Source organism: Bowmanella denitrificans (assembly GCF_002887595.1).
Classification (GTDB): Bacteria; Pseudomonadota; Gammaproteobacteria; order Enterobacterales; family Alteromonadaceae; genus Bowmanella; species Bowmanella denitrificans.
On the sequence record NZ_PEBU01000010.1, the window covers coordinates 149,662 to 170,967 of the forward strand.

Annotated in this window: 23 protein-coding genes; 11 read left to right on the top strand and 12 right to left on the bottom strand. The window is 49.9% G+C overall.

Going from position 1 to position 21,306, the window contains the following annotated elements:
* The first annotated feature begins 1 nt into the window (after nucleotide 1).
* From CSR04_RS17800 to CSR04_RS17835, 8 genes are all read left to right on the top strand, one after another.
* Nucleotides 2-1,732: an AAA family ATPase gene (locus CSR04_RS17800; RefSeq protein ID WP_102797667.1), complete on the top strand. Its 1,731-nt coding sequence runs from the start codon at nucleotides 2-4 to the stop codon at nucleotides 1,730-1,732.
* The gene (locus CSR04_RS17805) at nucleotides 1,729-2,598 is read left to right on the top strand and encodes an HNH endonuclease family protein (protein ID WP_102797668.1); all 870 of its coding nucleotides are present in this window, start codon (nucleotides 1,729-1,731) and stop codon (nucleotides 2,596-2,598) included. Before CSR04_RS17800 ends, CSR04_RS17805 begins: the two co-directional genes overlap by 4 nt.
* Nucleotides 2,598-3,656 (top strand): PDDEXK nuclease domain-containing protein, encoded by a 1,059-nt coding sequence (locus tag CSR04_RS17810; protein WP_245921720.1) that lies wholly within the window; start codon nucleotides 2,598-2,600, stop codon nucleotides 3,654-3,656. Before CSR04_RS17805 ends, CSR04_RS17810 begins: the two co-directional genes overlap by 1 nt.
* A complete protein-coding gene (locus CSR04_RS17815) occupies nucleotides 3,653-5,188 on the top strand; it encodes a class I SAM-dependent DNA methyltransferase (RefSeq protein WP_102797670.1) in 1,536 nt (511 codons plus the stop codon). The genes CSR04_RS17810 and CSR04_RS17815 overlap by 4 nt, the downstream gene beginning before the upstream one ends.
* Nucleotides 5,189-5,198: 10 nt before the next feature.
* Nucleotides 5,199-6,167 (top strand): hypothetical protein, encoded by a 969-nt coding sequence (locus CSR04_RS17820; RefSeq protein WP_102797671.1) that lies wholly within the window; start codon nucleotides 5,199-5,201, stop codon nucleotides 6,165-6,167.
* A gap of 99 nt (nucleotides 6,168-6,266) precedes the next feature.
* Nucleotides 6,267-7,241 (top strand): hypothetical protein, encoded by a 975-nt coding sequence (locus CSR04_RS17825; protein WP_102797672.1) that lies wholly within the window; start codon nucleotides 6,267-6,269, stop codon nucleotides 7,239-7,241.
* Complete coding sequence (locus CSR04_RS17830; protein WP_102797742.1) at nucleotides 7,241-7,615, top strand: hypothetical protein; 375 nt, start codon at nucleotides 7,241-7,243, stop codon at nucleotides 7,613-7,615. The genes CSR04_RS17825 and CSR04_RS17830 overlap by 1 nt, the downstream gene beginning before the upstream one ends.
* A 25-nt stretch (nucleotides 7,616-7,640) precedes the next feature.
* On the top strand, nucleotides 7,641-8,012 hold the full coding sequence (locus CSR04_RS17835; RefSeq protein ID WP_102797673.1) for a hypothetical protein: 372 nt from the start codon (nucleotides 7,641-7,643) through the stop codon (nucleotides 8,010-8,012).
* Nucleotides 8,013-8,161: 149 nt separating this feature from the next.
* Here the strand turns inward: CSR04_RS17835 and CSR04_RS17840 are convergent, their stop codons facing one another.
* From CSR04_RS17840 to CSR04_RS17855, 4 genes are all read right to left on the bottom strand, one after another.
* Nucleotides 8,162-8,698 (bottom strand): RES family NAD+ phosphorylase, encoded by a 537-nt coding sequence (locus tag CSR04_RS17840; RefSeq protein WP_102797674.1) that lies wholly within the window; start codon nucleotides 8,696-8,698, stop codon nucleotides 8,162-8,164.
* Complete coding sequence (locus CSR04_RS17845) at nucleotides 8,695-9,072, bottom strand: hypothetical protein (RefSeq protein ID WP_102797675.1); 378 nt, start codon at nucleotides 9,070-9,072, stop codon at nucleotides 8,695-8,697. The genes CSR04_RS17840 and CSR04_RS17845 overlap by 4 nt, the downstream gene beginning before the upstream one ends.
* A gap of 410 nt (nucleotides 9,073-9,482) precedes the next feature.
* A complete protein-coding gene (locus CSR04_RS17850) occupies nucleotides 9,483-10,022 on the bottom strand; it encodes a DUF1569 domain-containing protein (protein ID WP_102797676.1) in 540 nt (179 codons plus the stop codon).
* Between the two features lie 128 nt (nucleotides 10,023-10,150).
* Nucleotides 10,151-10,684 (bottom strand): hypothetical protein, encoded by a 534-nt coding sequence (locus CSR04_RS17855; RefSeq protein ID WP_102797677.1) that lies wholly within the window; start codon nucleotides 10,682-10,684, stop codon nucleotides 10,151-10,153.
* Between the two features lie 122 nt (nucleotides 10,685-10,806).
* Between CSR04_RS17855 and CSR04_RS17860 the strand changes: the two genes are divergently transcribed.
* Entirely contained in the window at nucleotides 10,807-11,697 is an 891-nt protein-coding gene (locus CSR04_RS17860) for an RNase A-like domain-containing protein (protein ID WP_102797678.1), read from the top strand.
* A gap of 11 nt (nucleotides 11,698-11,708) precedes the next feature.
* Nucleotides 11,709-12,011 (top strand): contact-dependent growth inhibition system immunity protein, encoded by a 303-nt coding sequence (locus CSR04_RS17865; protein WP_102797679.1) that lies wholly within the window; start codon nucleotides 11,709-11,711, stop codon nucleotides 12,009-12,011.
* Between the two features lie 81 nt (nucleotides 12,012-12,092).
* On the opposite strand, the gene CSR04_RS17870 is transcribed toward CSR04_RS17865, so the two are convergent.
* From CSR04_RS17870 to CSR04_RS17900, 7 genes are all read right to left on the bottom strand, one after another.
* A complete protein-coding gene (locus tag CSR04_RS17870; RefSeq protein WP_102797680.1) occupies nucleotides 12,093-12,749 on the bottom strand; it encodes a GntR family transcriptional regulator in 657 nt (218 codons plus the stop codon).
* A gap of 415 nt (nucleotides 12,750-13,164) precedes the next feature.
* A complete protein-coding gene (locus CSR04_RS17875) occupies nucleotides 13,165-14,619 on the bottom strand; it encodes an aldehyde dehydrogenase family protein (protein WP_102797681.1) in 1,455 nt (484 codons plus the stop codon).
* 1 nt (nucleotide 14,620) lies between these two features.
* Nucleotides 14,621-16,246 carry a thiamine pyrophosphate-binding protein gene (locus CSR04_RS17880; RefSeq protein ID WP_102797682.1) on the bottom strand — a complete coding sequence of 542 codons (1,626 nt, stop codon included), beginning with the start codon at nucleotides 16,244-16,246 and terminating at the stop codon, nucleotides 14,621-14,623.
* Nucleotides 16,247-16,269: 23 nt separating this feature from the next.
* Complete coding sequence (locus CSR04_RS17885) at nucleotides 16,270-17,091, bottom strand: alpha/beta fold hydrolase (RefSeq protein ID WP_102797683.1); 822 nt, start codon at nucleotides 17,089-17,091, stop codon at nucleotides 16,270-16,272.
* A gap of 12 nt (nucleotides 17,092-17,103) precedes the next feature.
* Complete coding sequence (locus CSR04_RS17890; protein WP_102797684.1) at nucleotides 17,104-17,640, bottom strand: VOC family protein; 537 nt, start codon at nucleotides 17,638-17,640, stop codon at nucleotides 17,104-17,106.
* Nucleotides 17,641-17,656: 16 nt separating this feature from the next.
* Nucleotides 17,657-18,595 carry a fumarylacetoacetate hydrolase family protein gene (locus CSR04_RS17895; RefSeq protein WP_102797685.1) on the bottom strand — a complete coding sequence of 313 codons (939 nt, stop codon included), beginning with the start codon at nucleotides 18,593-18,595 and terminating at the stop codon, nucleotides 17,657-17,659.
* A gap of 161 nt (nucleotides 18,596-18,756) precedes the next feature.
* The gene (locus tag CSR04_RS17900) at nucleotides 18,757-19,581 is read right to left on the bottom strand and encodes a sulfite exporter TauE/SafE family protein (protein ID WP_102797686.1); all 825 of its coding nucleotides are present in this window, start codon (nucleotides 19,579-19,581) and stop codon (nucleotides 18,757-18,759) included.
* Nucleotides 19,582-19,693: 112 nt separating this feature from the next.
* Between CSR04_RS17900 and CSR04_RS17905 the strand changes: the two genes are divergently transcribed.
* Nucleotides 19,694-20,365 (top strand): malonic semialdehyde reductase, encoded by a 672-nt coding sequence (locus CSR04_RS17905; RefSeq protein ID WP_102797687.1) that lies wholly within the window; start codon nucleotides 19,694-19,696, stop codon nucleotides 20,363-20,365.
* Nucleotides 20,366-20,414: 49 nt separating this feature from the next.
* On the opposite strand, the gene CSR04_RS17910 is transcribed toward CSR04_RS17905, so the two are convergent.
* Nucleotides 20,415-21,194, bottom strand: a complete 780-nt coding sequence (locus CSR04_RS17910; RefSeq protein WP_172449407.1) for a glutathione S-transferase family protein — start codon at nucleotides 21,192-21,194, stop codon at nucleotides 20,415-20,417.
* Nucleotides 21,195-21,306: the final 112 nt, after the last annotated feature.

Consider the following 21,306-nt stretch of genomic DNA (forward strand, 5'->3'; position numbering starts at 1 on the left):
TATGCGTTTAGCCTCTCTAACCATTGGCTCGGACAAGCCAGGTGACAAACAGCGGTTTAAAAACCTAAAAAACGTCACCATCGACTTTGATGAAGGTGAATGGATAACGGTCGTTATTGGTTGGAACGGCACGGGAAAATCCAATGTTTTGGAAGCCCTGGCAACAATTTTCAGGGATTTAATAGGTAAACCAAAAAATAGACCAACGATTGTCGGTGAGCATTCAGAACCTGAAAAGCCAGAATTTTCCTATAGGCTGCGCTATTTCTGCCACAACAAAGAAATTGTTGTTGATGCTGATCCTGATCGTTCAACCAAGCTCAGCGAACAATATGAAATTAGCTATAAAGCCTTATCCAATAAACAGGAAGATAGCGCTTTACAGACGAGTTTATTTTCTGAAATAGATAGTGATGAATTTCAGTTAGTTAAGTTTTCTAGGTTCATTCAAGATAGAGATAGTTTCCTTCCAGCATATATTTTTGGTTACTACTCAGGGCATAGCCAAAGGATGCATGATGTCTTTTATCCGTACCTTGAACGATATGATGATAATTTGAGAAACGGCATAGATCCTGGTTTGCGGAAGATGTTCTATGCCAAGCCCGTGCATAGTCAGTTTACACTATTGGCATTTATGCTGAACCAAGAGAGTTTTGTGCAAGAGTTTTTGGAAGAGCATTTTGGTATTGATACGGAAGTTGGTATTGATTCTGTTCTTTTTGTTTTAAATCAGCCTCCTTGGAAATCTAATGCAGAGGACGGCGATCCTCGTTTTTGGAACTCCCGCGGTGTGGTAAGGGAATTTTTGAGTCGGTTATATGATGTGGCACTGGCACCTATCAGAATCAGGAGACGCACTCAAACTAGTCTGTGGAACAAGACAACGCTGGAGTATCTATATCTTTATGTAAAAGACCGTGATGCTCTTAGAGAACTAGTTGGGAATATGGCCCCAAGAGAGTTTTTTAGGGATTTAGAAAGTACGTATGTCTCTGAACTAATAGAAGAAGTTCGCATTAGGGTAAAGCTCAAAAATAATGATGGAACCGTTATCTTTAGGGAGTTAAGTGAAGGGGAGCAACAATTACTTACTGTACTTGGATTACTGCGCTTTACAGCAGAGGAAGAAGGTCTATTTCTATTGGATGAACCAGATACCCACCTTAACCCCCAATGGAGTGTCGACTACTTTAAATACCTAAAGATGTTCGTCGCTTCAGGAAAGGGGGGAAGTTCTAGTCATATTGTACTGAATACTCACAATCCTTTGGCTGTGGCAGAACTTGCCAGAGAACAAGTACAAATCCTTTATCGAGATCCCGAATACCTAAGCATTACTTCTCACTTGCCAGAGTTCGATCCAAGAGGAATGGGCTACACAGGCATAGTCACTAGCGATATGTTTGGGTTGCCTTCTTCTGTTGATTCTCGTACTCAGAGGCGTTTAGAAATATATCGAGTATTGGCCAGCATAAAGATACGTACGAAGTTTCAGGAATTGCGCTTTAAAGTAATCCAGGATTGGTTAGATAAGGATAGATTCAAACTTAATCAACGTGATGATGACTATCAACGATATTTAGAAATTCGTACTGAGTTGCTTTCCAGTAAATTTGATGATGACGAATATCAAACCCTAATTCGGCATGCATTATCTTTAAGCTCAGATGAACGAGAGCGAATAGCTCGTGAAGCTGTTGCCGCTGTGCTCTCGGAGCGAGATTCATGAGGTACATTGACAACACATTCTTGGAAATACCCGAGGGATGGGATGAGCGAGCGTTAGAGGCAAGTCGGCAGTTGTTGGATGGTGAACGTACAGCGGAGCAGCTAAGTCAGGTTTGGAGAGTCCTTAAAGCCTGTCTATCTGAAGCATCAAATAGGCGCTGTTGGTATTGTGAAAGCACTATTCATCGTAGTGATAATGCTGTTGATCACTACCGGCCTAAAGGCACAGTGAAGACAGGTCGTCTCCTTGAGGACGGCTCTCGAATTGTGGCTATGGAAATCGCCCCTGTTCACCACGGGTACAAATGGAAGGCCTTCAATTTAGATAACTTTCGTTACTCTTGTGAACATTGCAATGAATATCGTAAGGATCTCGATGGCACCGCAGGCGGTAAGTGGAACTACTTCCCCTTAGTTCATGAAGAGCGACGAGCATATGATGCTCAGAATGAACGTTTTGAAGTTCCCGTCTTGCTAGACCCCTGTAAAGCTCTCGATTGGCAACTATTGTCTTATGATTCAAACGGAAGACCTTTTTCGAGATTTGATAGAGGAACTGAAGAAGACGTTAAAATACGATTTTCCATAAGGCTTTTGCATTTGGATCAGCAAGGGCTAAATGAGGGGCGGCGTTCCTGTTGGAGTCTTGTAAGTCCAATATTAAGGGATACAAAATACTGGTTTGTAGAGAAGCTAAACGGTAATCCAGAAGCCGAGCATAATTTTCAAGAAGAGCTGAGAAAGCTAAAACAATGGTTAAATCCAAGGAATCCCGCCACATATATAGGTTTTGTGCGATACAAGCTTCGAAATGATCGGGACAAAAAAATTCATCCATGGATTGATATGCTCTTGGGTGACATATAGTGAAAGATAAGCCTGCACAATTACTACTAACTGAACTCCGCACCCTAGTCAACGAAGCCAAGCAACAGGTTTCCGTTGCTGTTAATGCCACCCTCACCGAACTTTACTGGCAAATTGGCCAACGCATTAACCAAGAGGTACTTGGCGGCGAGCGGGCCGAGTACGGTAAGCAAATCGTCGCTACACTGGCGCGACAATTGACCCAGGAGTTTGGTAGCGGATTCTCGGAGAAACAACTGCGGCGTATGATGCAATTTGCTGAAGCTTTTCCCGAAATGAAGAATGTCGCCACACTGTGGCGACAATTAAGCTGGAGTCATTTTAAGCAGCTCATTTCACTAAAGGAGCCGCTTCAGCGAGAATTCTACGCGCAAATGTGCCGCATAGAGCGTTGGAGCGTTCGCGAGCTGGCCAGCCGTATCGACTCCATGCTTTACCAGCGCACCGCCTTATCTAAGCAGCCAGAAATGCTGATTAAACAAGAGCTTGGGAAACTAGCACAAAAAGATGCGCTGTCCACTGAGTTGCTACTTAAAGACCCTTATGTGTTGGACTTTCTGGGACTAACGGATCATTACCTTGAAAAAGATCTTGAAGACGCTATTCTGCGCGACCTTGAGAACTTTCTGTTAGAGCTAGGTGCGGGCTTTACCTTTATTGCCCGGCAAAAGCGCATCCAGATAGATGATGAAGATTTCTATATAGACCTGCTGTTTTATAATCGCCGTCTTAAGCAGTTGGTGGCAGTGGACCTGAAGATTGGCGCTTTCAAAGCCCAGTATAAGGGCCAGATGGAGCTTTACCTGCGTTGGTTAGACAAACATGAACGTCAGCCAGATGAAGAACCACCACTGGGAATTATTCTTTGTGCCGAGAAGCGCACCGAGCAAATTGAACTTTTACAGTTGGATGCTACTGGCATCCATGTAGCCGAATATTTAACCGTACTCCCCGAGCGCCAGTTGCTGCACGAGCGACTGCAACGGGCCATAGATACCGCACAAAAGAAGTATGTGGAGCAGAAAAGTTCTGTCCCACATTTGGATGATAAGAGATGAATGCTGCAACCTTAGTACAAAAAGTTTGGAACTATTGCCATACCCTTCGCGATGACGGCGTAGGTTATGGAGATTATCTGGAGCAGCTAACCTATCTGCTATTCCTGAAAATGGCCCATGAATATGCCCAGCCTCCTTACCAGCGCGATACCAAAGTACCCCAGGAATATAGTTGGATTACCTTACTGGATAAGACTGGCGAGAAACTGGAGAACCATTACCGTAAGGCCCTCAAAGAACTCGGCAGCGAGATGGGTATGCTGGGCGCTATCTTCTATAAGTCGGAAAATAAGATCCCCGACCCCGCCAAGTTGGCGCGCATTATCAAGATGATCGATGAAGAAAATTGGATCAGCTTGGAGATAGACGCCAAAGGCGACTTATATGAAGGCCTATTGCAGAAAAACGCCGAAGATACCAAAAGCGGCGCCGGCCAATACTTTACTCCTCGCCCGTTAATTGATGCCATCGTCGCCTGTGTACAGCCAGAACCTAAGAAGACTATTGCCGATCCAGCTTGTGGGACGGGTGGGTTCTTTTTAAGCGCTCATGATTGGATTGCCTACGGCGACCCAGATTGGATTCAAAAGGAATATACCCATTGGAACCCCAATAAAGGGGCTCAGGGCGTTGAAGTTAAGAGCAAACTGGATAAAAGCAAAGCCAGCTTTCTGCGTGATAACACTTTTTTTGGTAATGAAATCGTTCCCTCTACCCGCCGCTTATGTTTGATGAACCTCTTTCTGCATAACATCGGCAGTATTGATGGAGAACCCGAAGTAGAGCGGGCTGATGCGCTATTGAACAAGCCAAGCCAGTATGTGGATTATGTGCTAGCTAACCCGCCCTTTGGTAAAAAGAGTAGCTTAACCATCACCAATGCTGAAGGCGGCACAGATAAAGATACGCTGACCTATGAACGACAGGATTTTTGGGCTACCACCACCAACAAACAGCTGAACTTTTTACAGCATATTGTCACCATGCTTAAAGATACGGGCAAAGCAGCTGTGGTACTGCCTGATAACGTATTATTTGAAGGTGGCGTAGGTGAGCGTATCCGCCGTAAATGGTTGGAGACTTGTAACGTACATACCATCTTGCGCCTGCCCACCGGCATCTTTTACGCCAATGGTGTAAAGGCCAATGTGGTGTTCTTTGATAATGCGCCTCGTGATGGCAAGACTCATACAAAGGGTATCTGGTTTTATGACCTGCGAACCAATAAACACTTTACCCTAAAGCAACGTCCCTTGGTTTTGGCCGATTTGAAGGACTTTATCGACTGCTACCATATGCAGCCAAGGAAAGAATCTGAGCGATTTAAATTTTACAAATATGCCGACTTAGTGGCGAGAGACAAAGCCAGCTTGGACATCTTTTGGCTAAAAGATGATAGCTTAGATAACCTCGACAACCTTCCACCGCCAGACATATTGCAGCAGGAGATCATTGACCACCTGGAAGCGGCATTGGCTGCATTTAGGGATGTGGCTGCCGGATTGCCATCTTCTACTGCGAATTCAGAATAAGGGCATGTAAATGCACGATTTGGTGAAATGGATTTCCCAAGCAGAACCTGTACTTAGCGCAATTTCAGCGGGTATTGCTATTGTGCTGGCGCTATGGGGCGTGGCAAAGGCCGCACCTAAAGTTGTGAAGAATTTCACAGGTCGAACTAAGCAAGCTACTTCGCATTTACCCTATACTGTTGCCCAGCGCTTCGTTGCATTGTTCGAGTCACACGGCGTAAAACGAAATCAGATAACTGGGTTTTTTGGGCATGATTTAACTATCGGAAAATTGGCGACAGATGAGGAACTGACCAATCATCTAACCCCAGAAATTCTCAAGGATGCAGCGTTACTGTTTGGCGTAAACCAAGATTGGCTGGAAGGAGCTTCTGAGACGATTTATGAGGTTAAGGATTTTTATAAGCATCCCGAAGATTTTGAGTACTTTCTGCAACATTTCTTGAACAGAAAAGATAAGTTTTTCTGCTATGTGTTGAATGCTCAGTATGAGACTGCAAAAAACAACCAATATGACGGCATTATCCTATTGGAAGAAACCATTGCTGAAATAAATGGGCGGCCAGTTTATCGGTACCATTTCTGCGGAAAGTGGCTTATGGGTTATTGGAAGTCCAGGGGTTACCTAGCAGCTTGCTGTGCACTATTATTCAAATATGGATTTCATCCCATTGGCAAAAATGTTTCTCAGACTTGGTTAGTGGAAGTTACCAATGGCACTCAACTAATGCAGTATGACTATGAGTCTCCAGGCTTGGCTCTTACTCACACAGCAACCTGGTATGTTGATGAATTTATTGAGAAACCAGACCGGTACTTACAAGGTGTAGATCCTGAAATGGACAAGTTCGGTTTTAAAGCCGCACTAAGTCTATGGTTGGAACTAAGTCAGAAAGGGTATATGGATTGCTTCAATGACGGCACCCATCAAAAATTGATACATACATTTAAAAAGAAGCTATTAGAGCTTAATAAATAAGCTCTGCATCCCCTCCCCCATTCCTTGTCACCCCAACATCCATTGACTAATATTCATACTGTCGGAGTACAAACACACCATCTTTAAAAGGACGTTCTTATGAGCCAGATTCTGCTTTGCAACCAATCCTTAAACCCTCAAAACCTGCTGTATCAATGCGGTATCAGCATTGATCGTATCTCTACAGTCAGTTGTGCGCGGCCCGATGTGATGGCCGCCAATATGCCGTATTTGCTGGACGAGGATAACGCCAGCCATAGCCGCAGTATGCTTGATCAGCTTTCGCCCAAGCCGGTGGCGGAAGAGTTGACCCGGCTGTCTTTGTCCTTGGGGGGCGATAATGTGGTGGCCCTGGCAGATATCAGGGCGAAACTGCATGAATACAACGTGGGCCTGATGGGGGCGTCGACCAGCGTCTATGCCGACCGTATTGGTGGCTTTGCCAAGTCGGTACAAAATTATCAAGCGGCCCTGATGGAATACCGAAAAGCCATTGAAACCAGCTCTCCATTGCGCTCTGCCTTAAAACAAAAAGCCCATATGGCCCACCAGGCAATGCAGCGCCAATTCGGCAATGAACTTAATGCCGTCACCGCGCAGGTACGCTCCAACCGCGGAACACCGCTTTCCAATCCCAACCGGGCAACAAATATCGCCAGAAGCAGCCGCAATGTGGCTAAACTCAATGTCAGCAGCCAGATTCAGGCCAATAACCTGGTGAAGCTGGCCAAGCACGCCAAACTACTGGGCAACGGTCTGGCCGTTATTGATTTTGGCAGCCGCGTAGGCAATGTGCATAACACCTATCAGGCCGGCGGCCATTGGGAGCGTGAGTTGTTTATTGAATCGAGTAGTTTTGCTGCCAGTGCCTTAACAGGAACGGCTGTTGTAAGTGCTGGAAGTACAGCTTTAGGCATACTCATAGTTGCAACTCCAGTTGGTTGGGTTGGATTAATAATTGGTGGAATCGCAGTAGCAGGAGCCGCAGCTGGTGCATCAATTTGGGTAAATGGGCAGATGAAGGAAAACAGTGGCGGGTGGTATGACGATATTATGAAATGGTTGGGGCTTTGATGCCAAGTTTATCGTCGCTCTTGGCAGTTGCTGCTGCCATAGGCTTTTTCAGTTTAATTTTATTTGTCATCTTTGGTCAGCTTACCGTTAGAAAGCTGAGAAAAGATCCTATCACCAAAAATGAACTTGGCATGGAATATGTGAGTGGCTGGGACATTATCAACATTGCTCAAGCATTAACTCTGCCTTCTTCCTGGAGTGAAAAACTCAGTAAGAGCCAAATATCTTTTCTGTATGCCAATGCTGCACTTATTAAGCAGCATACGAACAAGCTGGATAAAGTCGTGGGCATGATGTTTTACATTTCGCTAATGACCTCTGGGCTATCCATGGCGCTATTGGCGCTGCTTGATACGTTGGGTTTTTTTGACTAGTCGTACATAACTTTTCTGGACTGAGATGATGAACGACCAGATATTTGCATTTTCAATGCTTGGGGTATTTATTACCTGCATTTTGTTTGTGCTATTTGGCCAGATTACCGTACGCAAGCTACGAAAGAACCCACAAACTAAAGATCAACTGGGTGTCGAGTTTGCCAGTGGCTGGGATATTCTGAATGTTGCTCAGGCACTTGCCCTGCCAAAAAGCTGGAGCAGGAAACTCGAAAGCAGCCCTTTATCAGGGTTATATGCTAAGTCAGAGTTACTTAGAAAAAACACTACCTTATTTGACCGCATACTGGCGAGGATTTTTTGGTATTCCTACGTTGTTTCCGGCACTGGCCTGATTCTGATGGTGATATTGAATTTGTTTGGCGTCTTTGACTGAACGCTTACTGCCCGTTGCTGAGTAATCAGATGCGTTTTCACCGCAGAGCCGCGGAGATCACAGAGAAAAGCAAGAGATCGTTTAATCCATGCCACTGAAAACTCTGCGTTCTCTGCGTCTCGGCGGTGAATATTAGAAGGCTTTTCGCTCTACTCCAGGGTAAATCTGTCGCCAAAGATTTTCTTCAGGCGGTCATCCGGATCATAAAGCCTGACCTGGCTGGCATCCCATCGGTAAATCACCAGGTTGACGCCAGATTTCATGGTATAAGATGGCACCAGAATGCCGCTGGCCAGGTTTTCTTCCACAACCATCCGCGCCAACAACTGCCCCCGGGATTGCTGCTTCTTTACCTGCAGAATGCGCCAGTTCTGTTTAAAAAACTCATCATCTTGTGAAAAATCCAATACCCGGGGCAGATCAACCTGGTAGCTACATAGGGTAAAAGGTTCTATCAAGCCGGAGGCCGTGGGTTTAACCACTTCGCTGTAGGCCGTCATCAGGTCACAGGCGGTATAAAACGCGTCCAGTCCTTTGGGATTAAAACGCCCACCGGTTAAGGCGGCACCTGCTGTACTAAGGGGGCTGAATGACCACAGCGGATTGTGGACACGAAACACCACCTGTTTAAATGGCTTGGCGGGGAGCTTGCTGTTTAACAGTTTCCTTACTGTCGGGATTGTCATTCAAAGCCGCCAAGTTCCTTGGAAGTAATAAAGTCCTGCACGGCAGATACGCCGTCATTCCCATACAGCTTAATGGTCTCGGCGGCGGTCAGGCCATTTAAAGATGGAATGGGTTTGCCGACATACCAGGCCCAGGCCTCCAGGTCGGAATTAAACCATGGGCGCACTCTGGTCAGAATGGCTTTAACGTCCACTAAGCGGGTTTGTACTTTCGGACTGCTTAACCTGACCTGCTTGGTTAGCGACTGCATGGGAATATCCATATACCTGGACAATTGCTCAACCGTAACACCAATACCCTCGGCCAGGGCTCTGGGATTCACCAAACCCGCTGAACTCACTGCAGCCGTATTGCTTGTTGAATCTGCATGCATCAGTATCGACCTATTTTTGACTGGCTATTAGGTCATATATTAGTCTTTTCTGTGCTTTTATCCACAGATTCTGTGCAATCCCCCGTTCCCCTTTACAGGCCACTACAAACTTTTCTGTCTGTGTTTTCACCGCAAAACCACTGATGCTATTCCACTTCCATATTCACCGCAGAGCCGCAGAGGTCACGGAGGAAAACAGGAGAGCTTTTAATCTAGGCCCATGAAATCTCAGCGTTCTCTGCGTCTCCGCGGTGCACAACGACTTTTACCGCAGAGCCGCGGAGGTCACGGAGAAAAGCAGGAGATCTCTTAATCCAGGGCCTTGAAATCTCAGCGTTCTCTGCGTCTCCGCGGTGAATATTGTAAAACATACAAAATAGGCACAGGGGCCAGCGAGAATCGTCTTCACCCTAGCCCACGCCCTGCACTTCTTCCAGGTGGTTATAAAAGTGCATAACATGCGCCACTTCGTAATCCGCCTTACTCAGTTCGCCATAAGCAAAATGCGGCGCCAGCGGCCCCTGGTGGGCCTGAAACGCCAGCATAGCCTGGCGGAAGCGGCGAATGGCGCTGTTTACCTCGCCTTGCGCGGCAATGGTCGGCGCACCGGGAATAGGCTCACTCAGGCTGTGGGCCATTTCACCCCTGGCGCTAAATACCGCAAAGGCGGCTTTACCCAGGGTATGTTTAAACACCGGGGATTTATGTTCTGGAAAACCGCTAAGGGAATATTCAATGCTTTGTGCACAGTGGCTGAAGATTTGAAACAGGTTCCAGTCACCCGTCGCAGATAACTGCTGGGGTTGCAGGCTGTCCAGTTTGGCCAGCGCCAGTTCCATACTCAGTTGCGCACGGCTAACCTGCTGTGAGCTTAGCCAAAGGCCGCCACCCGCGGCAGCCAGGACACCAGTGCCAAGCAGGAAACGCTGAATAAATTGCCGACGGTTCATATACTGCACTTGCCAATGTTGCTATATGCCGCCAGCATAGGTGGCACCAGGGCGCTTAACAAGCAGAAAAGTGGGTAACTACTTCTGCCCGTAAGTCGATTAGATCAAAGTATTGAAACAGGTCACCATCAATTCAAACAATCAACAGAGTTAACTTTGATAAAGTTCTCCATCCTGTAGTTGTCTTCCTTCATAGTAAAAGAGAGCGCGGCATCACTCACTTCGTAGTCATCATTTGGATCTGCTGTATCAGTCTTTCGCAGCTTATATGGCGGTAATACCTTCCAGGAAATCAGATCAAACCTATGTGAACTTGAGATATCAACCTGACCTGTCAGTTTATTCTGAGTTTCAAATTGATAACTAAAACCAGTTAGCTCAAATACGTTATCTGCGTAGGCTTGACCACCATCTTCGGGAGACGGCAGAGAAGCAGGAAGCGCTAAAAATATAGGTTCCTTACTCGCGATAGGCCGCCCCCCATGCCATTTATCCAACTTATACAGCTTGGCACATAGTGGGGCCCCGGTAACATTTAGATAGACTGCTGTAATGACTTCTGGCTTAGCAGACATTCTTGCTTGGCGGGAGTAAAGAAATGGCTTGAAGACATATATCACCATAAGTACTACAACAGCTGCCAATAAAAGTAATCTTTTCATTGCAATCCCTGGCTCACAATTTCACAAACCACAGAGATGTAAGTCATGAATCTCCAGATTTGTGCATGTTTTAAACAAAACACAATACACTATAACTGTGGTCTGAAAATTAGCAGGATTTTATGGCCGCATTCATCAATGCCTATCTGAACGAGTTGCAACAGGCAGCGGAATATAATTGTACAGTCCATATTAACAAGGAGATTGAAATGGAAGAGGGAGTTGAGGTTGTTCTAACACCGATTCAATTGGCTGCAGTATTAGAAGAAGAAACCATTGAAGAATCTGATAATTTCTCAAACAGACTTTGGGGAGGCGTTACACTGATTGCTGGTGCCATTGAGTTGTTAGGAGGTGCAGCCCTTTTCTTGGTTCCAGAGCCGACGACTGTAACTAAAATTGCAGGTGGAACCTTGGGTCTTCATGGTCTGGACACTGCTTCGGCAGGCTTCATGCAAGTTGTTTCAGGTAAAACTCGCACGACACTTACTTCACAGGCCGTTGAAGCTACTGCAAGTTATTTAGGTTCAAGTGAGGACGTATCAAAAAAGATCGGAATAGCGGTAGATATTGGTGTCCCTTTGCTTACGGGCTTTGCTGGATTAGCCCGAGCAATTGCAGTAAGGAGAGGCTTAATAAGCCTTACAGCCGAAGAAGTTGCCGGTGGCCATACAATTGCGCGCCATATTGGTTTATCCGAAGCGCAACTTAGAGCGCGACTATTAAGTCAGCCTAAGATACCTGCCGCGACGACATTCAGATCATTAAGAGATGCAGAACGTTATGTATCCGCAGCTTTGATCGCTAATAAAGCATTAATAAAGGAGTGGGCTAAGTCAGCAACTGTCGGTCAGACGAAAGGATTTATGTACGACGCAGGAAGAGTTGTTGGCGAAGGGGTTATCAGAAATAGTGGTCAGTTGCAGAAGCTCACGAAAGTTGCCGTTGTAATTCGGAAGGTCCAGCAACAGAATAGAGTATATTTTGTTTTAACAGCTTACCCAAAACCATAAGATTATCACCAATGAACAGTACATCTGAGCGTTATACTGCTTTGAAAGAACTGATTTCTGGTTGGTTTCACCAAGATTATGATCTGGAGGGAGACTCAATCACTGAGATTATGAGTGCATTTATGCGGTCGTGCTCGACGCAAAGGAAAAAGCAGTTAAGTAACGACATTGCTGATTTTTTGTCCTCAGCAACAGGGCCCTTGGATAACGAATTTGAAATGGAATTTCAACCTGATGTAGACCCAAAGGCCTTCTCAGGCAGTGCACGCCGTTTCCTTGAAGAGATAAAGACGGAGTTGGAGCCTGAAAGATAAATCACTCTTATTTTTGGGTTTTCACACAGGAAAAAGATTCAGCCCTTTGCCGTTAAAAGAAAGGACCAGCCAGTTGCTAGATCACAGCGGCTTTTGGCTCATCAGATAATCGATAGTGCCCAGGCTGGTATTGGAAATATGGTTGCGCATGGCGTCGAAGGCTTTGTCACGGTCGCCGGCGATAATGGCTTCAACCAGTTCACCATGTTCACGGAAGGATGCTTCCAGGCGATTGCGTTTTTCAAATAACCAGGGCTGGCGATACAAACTCAGGCGCTTACGCAGCTTGGCAATGGTTTCCTGCAGGGTTTTATTGCGTGAGCCCTGGTGAATGGCGGTATGGATTTGGTTATTAAGCTCGGCAAAACGCTCAACATCTTCGCTGTGTACCGCTTCTTCCGACAACTGATGCATACGCTGAATTTGTTTGCGTTCAACGGCCGTCATACGCTCGGCACTCAGGCGTGCGCATAAGGCTTCCAGTTCCTGCAGGGCTTCGTACATATCGCTGAGCTGATCAATATCCAGCTCAATCACGGTGACCCCTTTATGGGCTTTGCTTTCCACCAGGCCGCTGGTATGCAGCAGGCGAAAGGCCTCGCGAATAGGGGTGCGGGATACGCCGAATTGATTGGCAATTTCCTGCTCTTCCAACTTTTGTCCGGGTTTGATCTCGCCGGAGATAATTTGCGCAGACAGTTGGTTATAAATTTTGTCAGAGATAGTCAGAGTGGACATTCCTATTGCTTCAAACGCAGCCAAACTGCGGCCAGTTTAAAAGATATCCCTTAAGTTTCAAGCGATATATACACAGACATTTTATTGTGTACACGCCAGAATTATATTTATCACTTTTCACCGCAGAGCCGCAGAGGTCACAGAGAAAAGCAGGAGATCTTTCAATCCTTACCCCTGAAATCTCTGCGTTCTCTGCGCCTCCGCGGTTCACAATGGCTTTCACTGCAGAGCCGCGGAGGTCACAGAGAGAAGCAGGAGATCTTTTAATCTAGGCCCATGAATTCTCTGCGTTCTCTGCGTCTCGGCGGTGCACAATGGCTTTCACTGCAGAGCCGCGGAGGTCACAGAGAGAAGCAGGAGATCTTTTAATCTAGGCCCATCAATTCTCTGCGTCTCGGCGGTGAATAAACTCCCTTTAATCAAGGTCGAGTTGCATGCACATGACTTTGGTCTGGCTCATTTCCCGTACCGCGAATTTCACCCCCTCGCGCCCCAGGCTGCCGCGCTTGGCCCCACCAAAAGGCATAGCATCCAAGCGGTAATCGGTGGAATCGTTAACCATCACACCGGCCACATCCAGTTCGCGGCTGACTTTCATGGCGGTATTTAAATTACTGGTAAATACCGCGCCATGAATAGAAAACTCAGCACTGTTGGCCTGGGCCAGAGCCTGATCCAAATCATCAAAGGCAAACAAGCTCACCACCGGGCCAAAGGCTTCCTGACACACCAGCCGGTCGCTGTCTTTGAGGTTATCCAGGGCGGTAGGATAGTAACAGGCACCATCGCGCTTGCCGCCCACCAGCAAATTGGCGCCGTTGGCCAACGCCTGCTCAACCCATTGCTCAATGCGGATGGCTTCGCGCTCGTTGATCATGGGGCCAATATCGGTGTCATCCAACAGCTGGCTACCCACTTTCAGCCTGGCGGTTTGTTCGACAAAGGCCTGTTTAAAGGCCCCGTACAGGCTACGCTGAATATAAATGCGCTGTACTCCAATGCAGTTTTGCCCTACCGCCCAGTAAGCGCCAGACACGCAGGCTTCCACAGCCTTTTGCAGATTGCAGTCGTCCATCACCAGCACCGGGCTGTTGGCCCCCAGTTCCATGGCCAGCTTTTTAATCCCGGCGTTTTTGGCAATGATTTCCGCCGAGGCTTCGCCGCCGGTGTAGGTCACCATCGCCACATCTTTATGGCCCACCAGGGCCTGGGCGAATTCCCGCGCATAGCCGGTCAGCACATTGACCTGGCCTGGCGGCAGACCGCTTTCGAGCAGGGCCTGCACCAGCATTAATGCAGACAAGGGCGCCTGCTGCGACGGTTTCAGCACCACCGCATTGCCAGCGGCCAGGGCCGGGCCCAGCTTATGGGCTGCCAGGTTTAACGGATCATTAAAGGGCGTAATGGCGGCAATCACCCCCAACGGCACCTGCTCGTAATAACCAATGCGCTGTTCGCCACCGGCAAAACTGTCGAAACGCAGGGTTTCGCCGCACAGCCTGGTGGCTTCCTCGGCCGACAGATTCAGGGTGTTGACGCAGCGGCGCACTTCCTTACGGGCGGCCTGTATCGGTTTGCCGGTTTCCAGCGCGATAGTACGGGCAAAATCCTCCAGCCGCTGCTGCACCAGATTAGCCGCGCCTTTTAACCAGGCGGTGCGCTCGGCACTGGGCACAAAGCGATGTTTCTCAAACGCCTGTCTGGCACTTTTCACCGCCTGCAGCACATGGCGGTCGTCAGCACAGGACACTTCGCTAATCACCTCGTTATTAAAGGGATTATGGATCTGCATACTGGCGCTACTGGCCAGCCACTGACCGTTGATCAGCAAACTGGCCGCGGCACTTGGGTACTTGATGGCGGCCTGCATATCAGGGTTTGTCCTTACGCAGTACCAGACCGTCGTACTCTCGGGAATTTAAGATGGCCTCAACAATCACCGGCCCCTGCATGGCAAAGGCTTTTTCCAGCGCCTGGGCGTATTCCTGTTTATCAAAGGCTTTTAGCACCGGCGCACCAAAGATATTGTCACCACCTATGGTGCCACGTTCACGAATCGGTGTGCCGTAAATGGGGTTGTGCTTTTTCTCCTGCTTAATGCGGATCAGCGCCAGGTCATTGTCGGTAAACAGCACATAAACAATATTCAGCTTTTCCCTGACGGCCACCGCCAGTTCACCAGCGGTCATTAAAAAGCCGCCGTCACCTACCACTGAACAGACCGGGGTGTCGGGTTTACACAGCTTGGCGGCAATAGCCGAAGGAATAGCAAAGCCCATGGCCGACCAACCGTTGGTCATAATCTGCAAACCGGCTTTAGGAGTGGGCCACTTTTGCCCAATCAGGTGAATATGCGCGCCCACATCGCAGGTCATAATGCCGTGTTGCGGGAACTTGTCGCGCAAAATGTCCAGCGCCGCACAAGGGCCGAAGGCGTCATTGGCTGGCGACATACGGGCAAACATCTCGGCCTTACGCTGGGCCAGTGCATTCAGATCCCAGTTCTTGGCGCTGCAGTCACTGGCCAGCAGATATTCCACCGAATGCTTAATATTGCCCAGCACGTCACAGGCCAGGGTATATTTGCTGGTGTCCAGGTCGGTGGCAGCAATATCCAGGCTGACCAGCGGCGCATTGGGGATCCAGTCTTCGTAGTTAAACTCCACTTCGTCGTAGCCAATGCTGACCACCAAATCAGCCTGCTGATGGGTTTGCCCCACCACATCACTCAGGGCATGGAACAGCACCCCGGCATAACATGGATGGGATTCGGCCAGCATGCCTTTGGCCATAGGGTTTAACACCACCGGCACCTGGAATTTTTCGGCCAGGGCGATGACCTGCTCCTGCACGCCGCTGGTGATGGCGCGCATGCCCAGTGCAATCACGGGTTTGTCGGCCTGCACAAACAATTCGCGCATTTTGTCCAGCAGCACCTGGGCAGCGGGCTCGGCAATTTTCACCGGAATCGGCTTGGCACTTTCTGCCACCGCTGGCAGGGCACTCATCCCCACAGGCAGGCCAATATGCACCGGCCCTGGTACACCAGACATGGCCACATGGGCTGCATCAAAGATGATTTCGCGCACCCGCTCAGCTTCCAGACGGGTGTTTTTTTTGGTGATGGGGGCAAACAGCGCCTGATGATCAATGGCCATTTGCACTATGCGGCCGCGTTTGGCGGCAGGCATTTCGTCGGTCAGGGCAATCATTGGCGAGCGGTCCAGATAGGCACTGCCCACGCCGGTGGCCAGGTTAGTCGCGCCCGGCCCGAAAGTGCCGAAACACACCCCAGGTACGCCGGTAATACGGCCACAAACATCGGCCATAAAGGCGGCACCACCCTCATGGGTGGCCAGCACAAATTCAATGCCGTCTGTGGAGCGCAGGGCTTCCATGTAGTCGACCCAGCCCCCGCTGGGTACGCCGAAGACATGTTTGACGCCCAGCTCCTTGAGCGCATCGACGACCTGTTGAGCTACGGTTTTATTAGTCATAATAGGGTACCCGTTAATAGTGATTATGCATGAATGTAGCCCGCGCTATTGCTATGCGCAGCGGCACTGGGCGCAAGCCCGGCCATCTGCAGAAAGCTCAGCAGGCTGTCGTTAAATTCCACCGGCTTTTCAAAAAAGGCCGAGTGGCCGCAGGCGTCAAATTCCACCAGAAAGGAACCTTCCACCTGCTCCTGCACCAGACGAATGGCCTCAATGGGGAACAAAATATCGTCCTGCCCGGCCAGAAACATCACGGCAAAACCCAGCTTGCCCAGGGCAGCCGGATCCACCTTGGTAGGGGCATAGGCGCCGCCCAGGTTACTGCGATCGGTGCGGTTAAAACTGTTGAATTGCCGGTATAACAAGCTTTGCTCGGGGTTGGCCTGGCGAAATGCATTGCCCAGTACCCGTTGCAACTGGTCCAGCTCGGCGGTGTCGGCGCGGGCTTTGTCCATAATGGCAGCGACCTCGGGGCTTTCCTGTAAAGCATGCAGGGAGTCGGCTATCACCAGCCCCGCGACCCGCTCGGGATACTGGCTGGCGAACTGAATGGCGGTGCCGCCGCCCATGGACTGGCCAACCAGGGCAACTTTGTGCAGTTGCAGATGGTCAAGCAAGGCCAGCAAATCGCTGACAAAGCCGCTACGCCCCAGGCCAGCCTTATCGCTGGAATTGCCAAAGCCACGGTGATCAAAGGTGATTACCTGATAGGCTTTGGCCAATACCGCCACCTGCTTGTACCAACTGGCATGGTTGCCGCCCAAGCCATGGGCCAGCACCACAGGCTCGCCCTGACCATGGACTTCGTAATAAAAGTTGTCTTGTGCAATCTGAATAAAGGGCATGGTGCGTCTCCTTTATTGGTCTTTGTTGATAATGGCCTTGATCCGCGCAGGCGGCTCAACCACAAAATTTTCCAGGCTCCACTGGTCAAAGGTGCCCATTTCTGAGCCGGGCCACACCGATGCGGTATAAGGCGCCTGCTCTGAGATTTGCAGCATGTCGGAATAAAACTCCACGTTGTTGCCGTCCGGGTCCTTAAACACGATAAAGGTATTGTCGCCGGGGCCATGGCGACCTATACCACGGTCAATTTCGATGCCCCGGTCTAGCAGCATCTGTGTGATTTCTTTAATTTCTTCAATACTTTCAACATGATAAGAGAAGTGCTCAACACGGGACTGGGCCGGATCCTGCCTATCAATCTGGTCGGCAGGCAACTGCAGTAAGGCCAGATCATGATGGTCCTGCCCGGCACGCAGAAACACCATACGGTCGTCTATCCAGTCCGATACGGTCAGGCCGACCACGTCCTGATAAAACTGCACCGAGCGTTGAATGTCCTGCACTTTGATCACCAGATGGCCCAGTTTGGTTGGCTTGGGTTGGTACATGTTGCCCTCCTGTGGGTCAGAGCACTTCGGCTCTGACGGTATTTTTAATGCTGCCCACGCCCGCGGCGCTGGCTTCCAATACGTCGCCCGGCTTCAGAAACAAACCGATACCCTTGCCCACCCCGGCTGGGGTGCCGGTCATAATCAAGTCGCCGGGGCGCAGGGTTAAAATGCCGGACAGGTATTCAATCTGTTCAAATACGTTCCAGATCAGCTCGCTGGTATTGCCGTCCTGCATTTGCTTACCGTTCAAAAACAGCGACAGCTTGACCTGATGTGGGTCGGCAATAGCCTGCTTAGGCACAAACACCGGCCCCATGGGGCAGAAGGTGTCCCAGCTTTTGCCACGAAACCAGTCGTGCTTAAAGGGGTAGTCGCTGCGACGATTCAGATCGCGGGCAGAAATATCATTCACCACGGTATAACCGGCAATATAGTCCAGCGCGTCGGCGGCCTTTACCCGGCGGGCGGTTTTACCTATCACCACACCCAGTTCCACTTCCCAGTCCAGTTGCTGGGTTTCCGGTGGCAGAATCACATCACTGTGCGTACCGGTCACCGAGGTGGTGGCCTTCATAAACACATAGGGCGAACTGTCCGGCTTGGCAGCAAGAATGGTGTTCATCTCGGCGGCATGCTCGTGATAGTTAGACGCCGTACCAAAAATGGTGGTGGGACGAAACGGCGCCAACAGCTGAATATCGTCGGCCAGTGCTGCCAGTTTGCCTTGCTCGGCCAGGCTATCTACCTGCTCGGCCAGATCCTGCAACTCTGTGCGGGTTTGCTGCCAATGGCGAATGGCTTCGGTGGTATTTTGCAACCACAGCGGTTTGCTCTGCTGACCCGGGTGCACGGCGTCGAAACAGGCGGCCAGGTCGAAAAATTGACCGCGAATCTGCAGCGCTGCGCGCTCTGCCCCTTGTTGTTGGTATGTAGCTAATGCAAATGTTGTCATGTTCTGTTCTCTTATTCTGGCCCGTCACAGGAGGGCGATGAAACTTGTTGCGCTCACTTTGCTGCGCTTAGCAGTGAATTTCGACTAATTAAATTGCCGCCAGCTATATATAAAAACTTATATCTACACCAGCACACCTAGGCCTTTTGGTTATGGCTGGGTCAGGCCAACAGGGTGCGATACAGCATGCGACCCGCCACCAGTAACAGGAAAAAACCAAACAACATGCTTAAATGGCGTTTGGCCAACCTATGCGCGAGCCTGGCCCCAAAGGGCGCTACCATTACAGTGACCGGCGCAATCAAAGCCACGCCGATTAAATTGATATAACCGAGGCTGGCGGGCGGCAGCCGGCTGTCGCCCCAGCCGGAAATGGCAAAGCCCACCGCGCCCGGCAAGCTGATCAGCAAGCCAAACAGCGCAGCCGTACCCACAGCCCGGTGAATGGGCTGACTCATCAGAGTTAACACCGGCACACTAAGCGTTCCGCCACCTATGCCCATCATGCTGGACAAACCGCCGATGGCCAGCGGCGGTAACGGCGCAGCCAGTCCTCTGGGTACATCGCGACTAAGGGTCAGGCCATCCAGAGGAAGCAGCATTTTCAGCGCCACGATAAGCGCCACCACCCCAAACAGCGCAGCCAATACCTGGCTGTCCACATAGGCCGCGCCCACTGCCCCCAGCAGCGACCCCATTAGCACTCCCGGCCCCCAGACCTTGGCCAAAGCCAGATCCACCGCCCCTTTGGCATGGTGAGCACGGGTGGACGAAACAGAAGTGAAAATAATGCAGGTCAACGACGTGGCGACGGCCACATGCATACGAATGGCCGGGTCGATGCCGTATATCCCCAGTGCTGTATCCAACACTGGCACAATAACAATACCGCCGCCCACACCCAGCAAACCGGCCAGCAGTCCGGCAACCACACCTGTGGCCAGCATCATGGCGGCCAGTGGCAGTAAAGCGTCAATTATCTCCATAGCATCAGATCTCCAAATTCAACTTAGTATACTTTAATATAGTTATTGTATACATTAAATCTAGATTGCACTCAGATCTAGTGATTTTTTTCATCAAGCCAAAGGACAACCTATGAATTCTGCTTCTTTCAGCCCCGCACAAAAACAAGCCATTCAGCAGGCCCAGGCCGCTGCAGACAAGTTACGTGCAGAGTTTGAGCCCCTCAGCCAGAAGGCGCTGGACCAGATTTTGTGTCAGGCACGCAGCCACAATGGCTGGCTGGACAAAGCCGTTGCCGAGCCAACCCTGCGACAGCTGTATGAGATTGTGAAAATGGGTTCCACCAGTATGAACAGTTGCCCGGCCCGTTTTGTGTTTGTGCAGACCAAGGCTGGCAAAGAAAAACTCAGAGGTTGCCTGGCCCCGCTGAATGTGGACAAAGTGCTGAGCGCGCCGGTCACGGTGATAATTGGCCAGGATCTGGCGTTCTATCAGAAGATGGATAAGTTGTTTGCCCACAATCCCGGGGCCAGGCAAATGCTGGCAGATAACCCCAAGGTCGCCGAAACCACCGCATTCAGAAACGCCACCTTGCAGGGCGCCTACCTGATGATTGCTGCCCGCGCGCTGGGACTGGACGTTGGCCCGATGTCCGGCTTCAATAATCAGGCCTGCGACCAGGCATTTTTTGCCGGCACCAGCATTCGCAGCAACTTTCTTTGTAGTCTGGGCTATGGCGACAGCAGCAAGCTTTTCCAGCGCTTGCCGCGTCTGGACTTTGACGAGGCCTGCCAGTTGCTCTGACAGGGCTTGCCAACGGCGGCCTGCTACAGCAACAGAACAGGCCGCTGGACTAAAGCCCCTGTTGCGCCAGCAGGCTACCCAGTTTAGCCAGGTCTTCGGCGCGCGGCGCTGGCATACGGAACTGCGCCAGACAGGCCGCCTGGCTGAATGCCGGGCGCGCCCTGACCCGCTCAATCCACCCGGCCAGTGCTGGCTTGTTACGCCAGATAAAGTCAAACCCCAGTCTGTCGATTCTGTCCAGCAGCGCCATACTGGCGATATCCGCCAAAGAAAAGCCGTTACCCGCCAGCCATAAGGTTTGCTGCAATCTTTGCTCCATTAAGGTCGCGACTTCATACAGCTTTTCGATGCTGGTCAGCACCGCCTGATAGTCCACCGGCGTGTCCACCAGGTTCTGAAACGCCTGTGCCCTGGCCGGTTGTGGATGGTGGCGAATCAGCGCCTGCACATCCTGCTGACTCATGCACATAAAGCGCTGCCTGATCATCAGTTGGAATGACGCCACCCGCAATGTTGGGTGAATCACCTCATCAAAGTAACCACACCAGCTACGCATACTGTCTCTCAGCTCTGCCCGCTCTGGTACCAGACTGGGTTGAAAGGCCTGATCAAGGTACTCGTTGATATGGCTGGACTCGCAAATAACCTGTTGGTTATGCACCAGTGTGGGTACCACACCGGCAGGATTTAACACGAGATAGGCCGGGCGCAGATGTTCAAAGTCTCTGAGCGACACCCGACGGCTCTGCCATGCCAACTGTTTTTCTGCCAGGCAGGCCCGGACCTTAAACGACATCAGTGAATCCCACTCGTGATAGAGCGCAAGCATAAGCTTCCCCTTGTTGAACTGGTTGTAGATAACAAGACGCATTGTATACATTCAAATATTAATGTATTTATTTTGATCAAAAATATATACAAATAATTAACATTGAATTATA

Excerpts from the sequence above, each read along its gene's own strand:
- CSR04_RS17800 (WP_102797667.1), top strand. The coding sequence starts at position 2 with ATGCGTTTAGCCTCTCTAACCATTGGCTCGGACAAGCCAGGTGACAAA.
- CSR04_RS17805 (WP_102797668.1), top strand. The coding sequence starts at position 1,729 with ATGAGGTACATTGACAACACATTCTTGGAAATACCCGAGGGATGGGAT.
- CSR04_RS17815 (WP_102797670.1), top strand. The coding sequence starts at position 3,653 with ATGAATGCTGCAACCTTAGTACAAAAAGTTTGGAACTATTGCCATACC.
- CSR04_RS17820 (WP_102797671.1), top strand. The coding sequence starts at position 5,199 with ATGCACGATTTGGTGAAATGGATTTCCCAAGCAGAACCTGTACTTAGC.
- CSR04_RS17825 (WP_102797672.1), top strand. The coding sequence starts at position 6,267 with ATGAGCCAGATTCTGCTTTGCAACCAATCCTTAAACCCTCAAAACCTG.
- CSR04_RS17830 (WP_102797742.1), top strand. The coding sequence starts at position 7,241 with ATGCCAAGTTTATCGTCGCTCTTGGCAGTTGCTGCTGCCATAGGCTTT.
- CSR04_RS17835 (WP_102797673.1), top strand. The coding sequence starts at position 7,641 with ATGATGAACGACCAGATATTTGCATTTTCAATGCTTGGGGTATTTATT.
- CSR04_RS17840 (WP_102797674.1), bottom strand. The coding sequence starts at position 8,698 with ATGACAATCCCGACAGTAAGGAAACTGTTAAACAGCAAGCTCCCCGCC.
- CSR04_RS17845 (WP_102797675.1), bottom strand. The coding sequence starts at position 9,072 with ATGCATGCAGATTCAACAAGCAATACGGCTGCAGTGAGTTCAGCGGGT.
- CSR04_RS17850 (WP_102797676.1), bottom strand. The coding sequence starts at position 10,022 with ATGAACCGTCGGCAATTTATTCAGCGTTTCCTGCTTGGCACTGGTGTC.
- CSR04_RS17855 (WP_102797677.1), bottom strand. The coding sequence starts at position 10,684 with ATGAAAAGATTACTTTTATTGGCAGCTGTTGTAGTACTTATGGTGATA.
- CSR04_RS17860 (WP_102797678.1), top strand. The coding sequence starts at position 10,807 with ATGGCCGCATTCATCAATGCCTATCTGAACGAGTTGCAACAGGCAGCG.
- CSR04_RS17865 (WP_102797679.1), top strand. The coding sequence starts at position 11,709 with ATGAACAGTACATCTGAGCGTTATACTGCTTTGAAAGAACTGATTTCT.
- CSR04_RS17870 (WP_102797680.1), bottom strand. The coding sequence starts at position 12,749 with ATGTCCACTCTGACTATCTCTGACAAAATTTATAACCAACTGTCTGCG.
- CSR04_RS17875 (WP_102797681.1), bottom strand. The coding sequence starts at position 14,619 with ATGCAGGCCGCCATCAAGTACCCAAGTGCCGCGGCCAGTTTGCTGATC.
- CSR04_RS17880 (WP_102797682.1), bottom strand. The coding sequence starts at position 16,246 with ATGACTAATAAAACCGTAGCTCAACAGGTCGTCGATGCGCTCAAGGAG.
- CSR04_RS17885 (WP_102797683.1), bottom strand. The coding sequence starts at position 17,091 with ATGCCCTTTATTCAGATTGCACAAGACAACTTTTATTACGAAGTCCAT.
- CSR04_RS17890 (WP_102797684.1), bottom strand. The coding sequence starts at position 17,640 with ATGTACCAACCCAAGCCAACCAAACTGGGCCATCTGGTGATCAAAGTG.
- CSR04_RS17895 (WP_102797685.1), bottom strand. The coding sequence starts at position 18,595 with ATGACAACATTTGCATTAGCTACATACCAACAACAAGGGGCAGAGCGC.
- CSR04_RS17900 (WP_102797686.1), bottom strand. The coding sequence starts at position 19,581 with ATGGAGATAATTGACGCTTTACTGCCACTGGCCGCCATGATGCTGGCC.
- CSR04_RS17905 (WP_102797687.1), top strand. The coding sequence starts at position 19,694 with ATGAATTCTGCTTCTTTCAGCCCCGCACAAAAACAAGCCATTCAGCAG.
- CSR04_RS17910 (WP_172449407.1), bottom strand. The coding sequence starts at position 21,194 with ATGCTTGCGCTCTATCACGAGTGGGATTCACTGATGTCGTTTAAGGTC.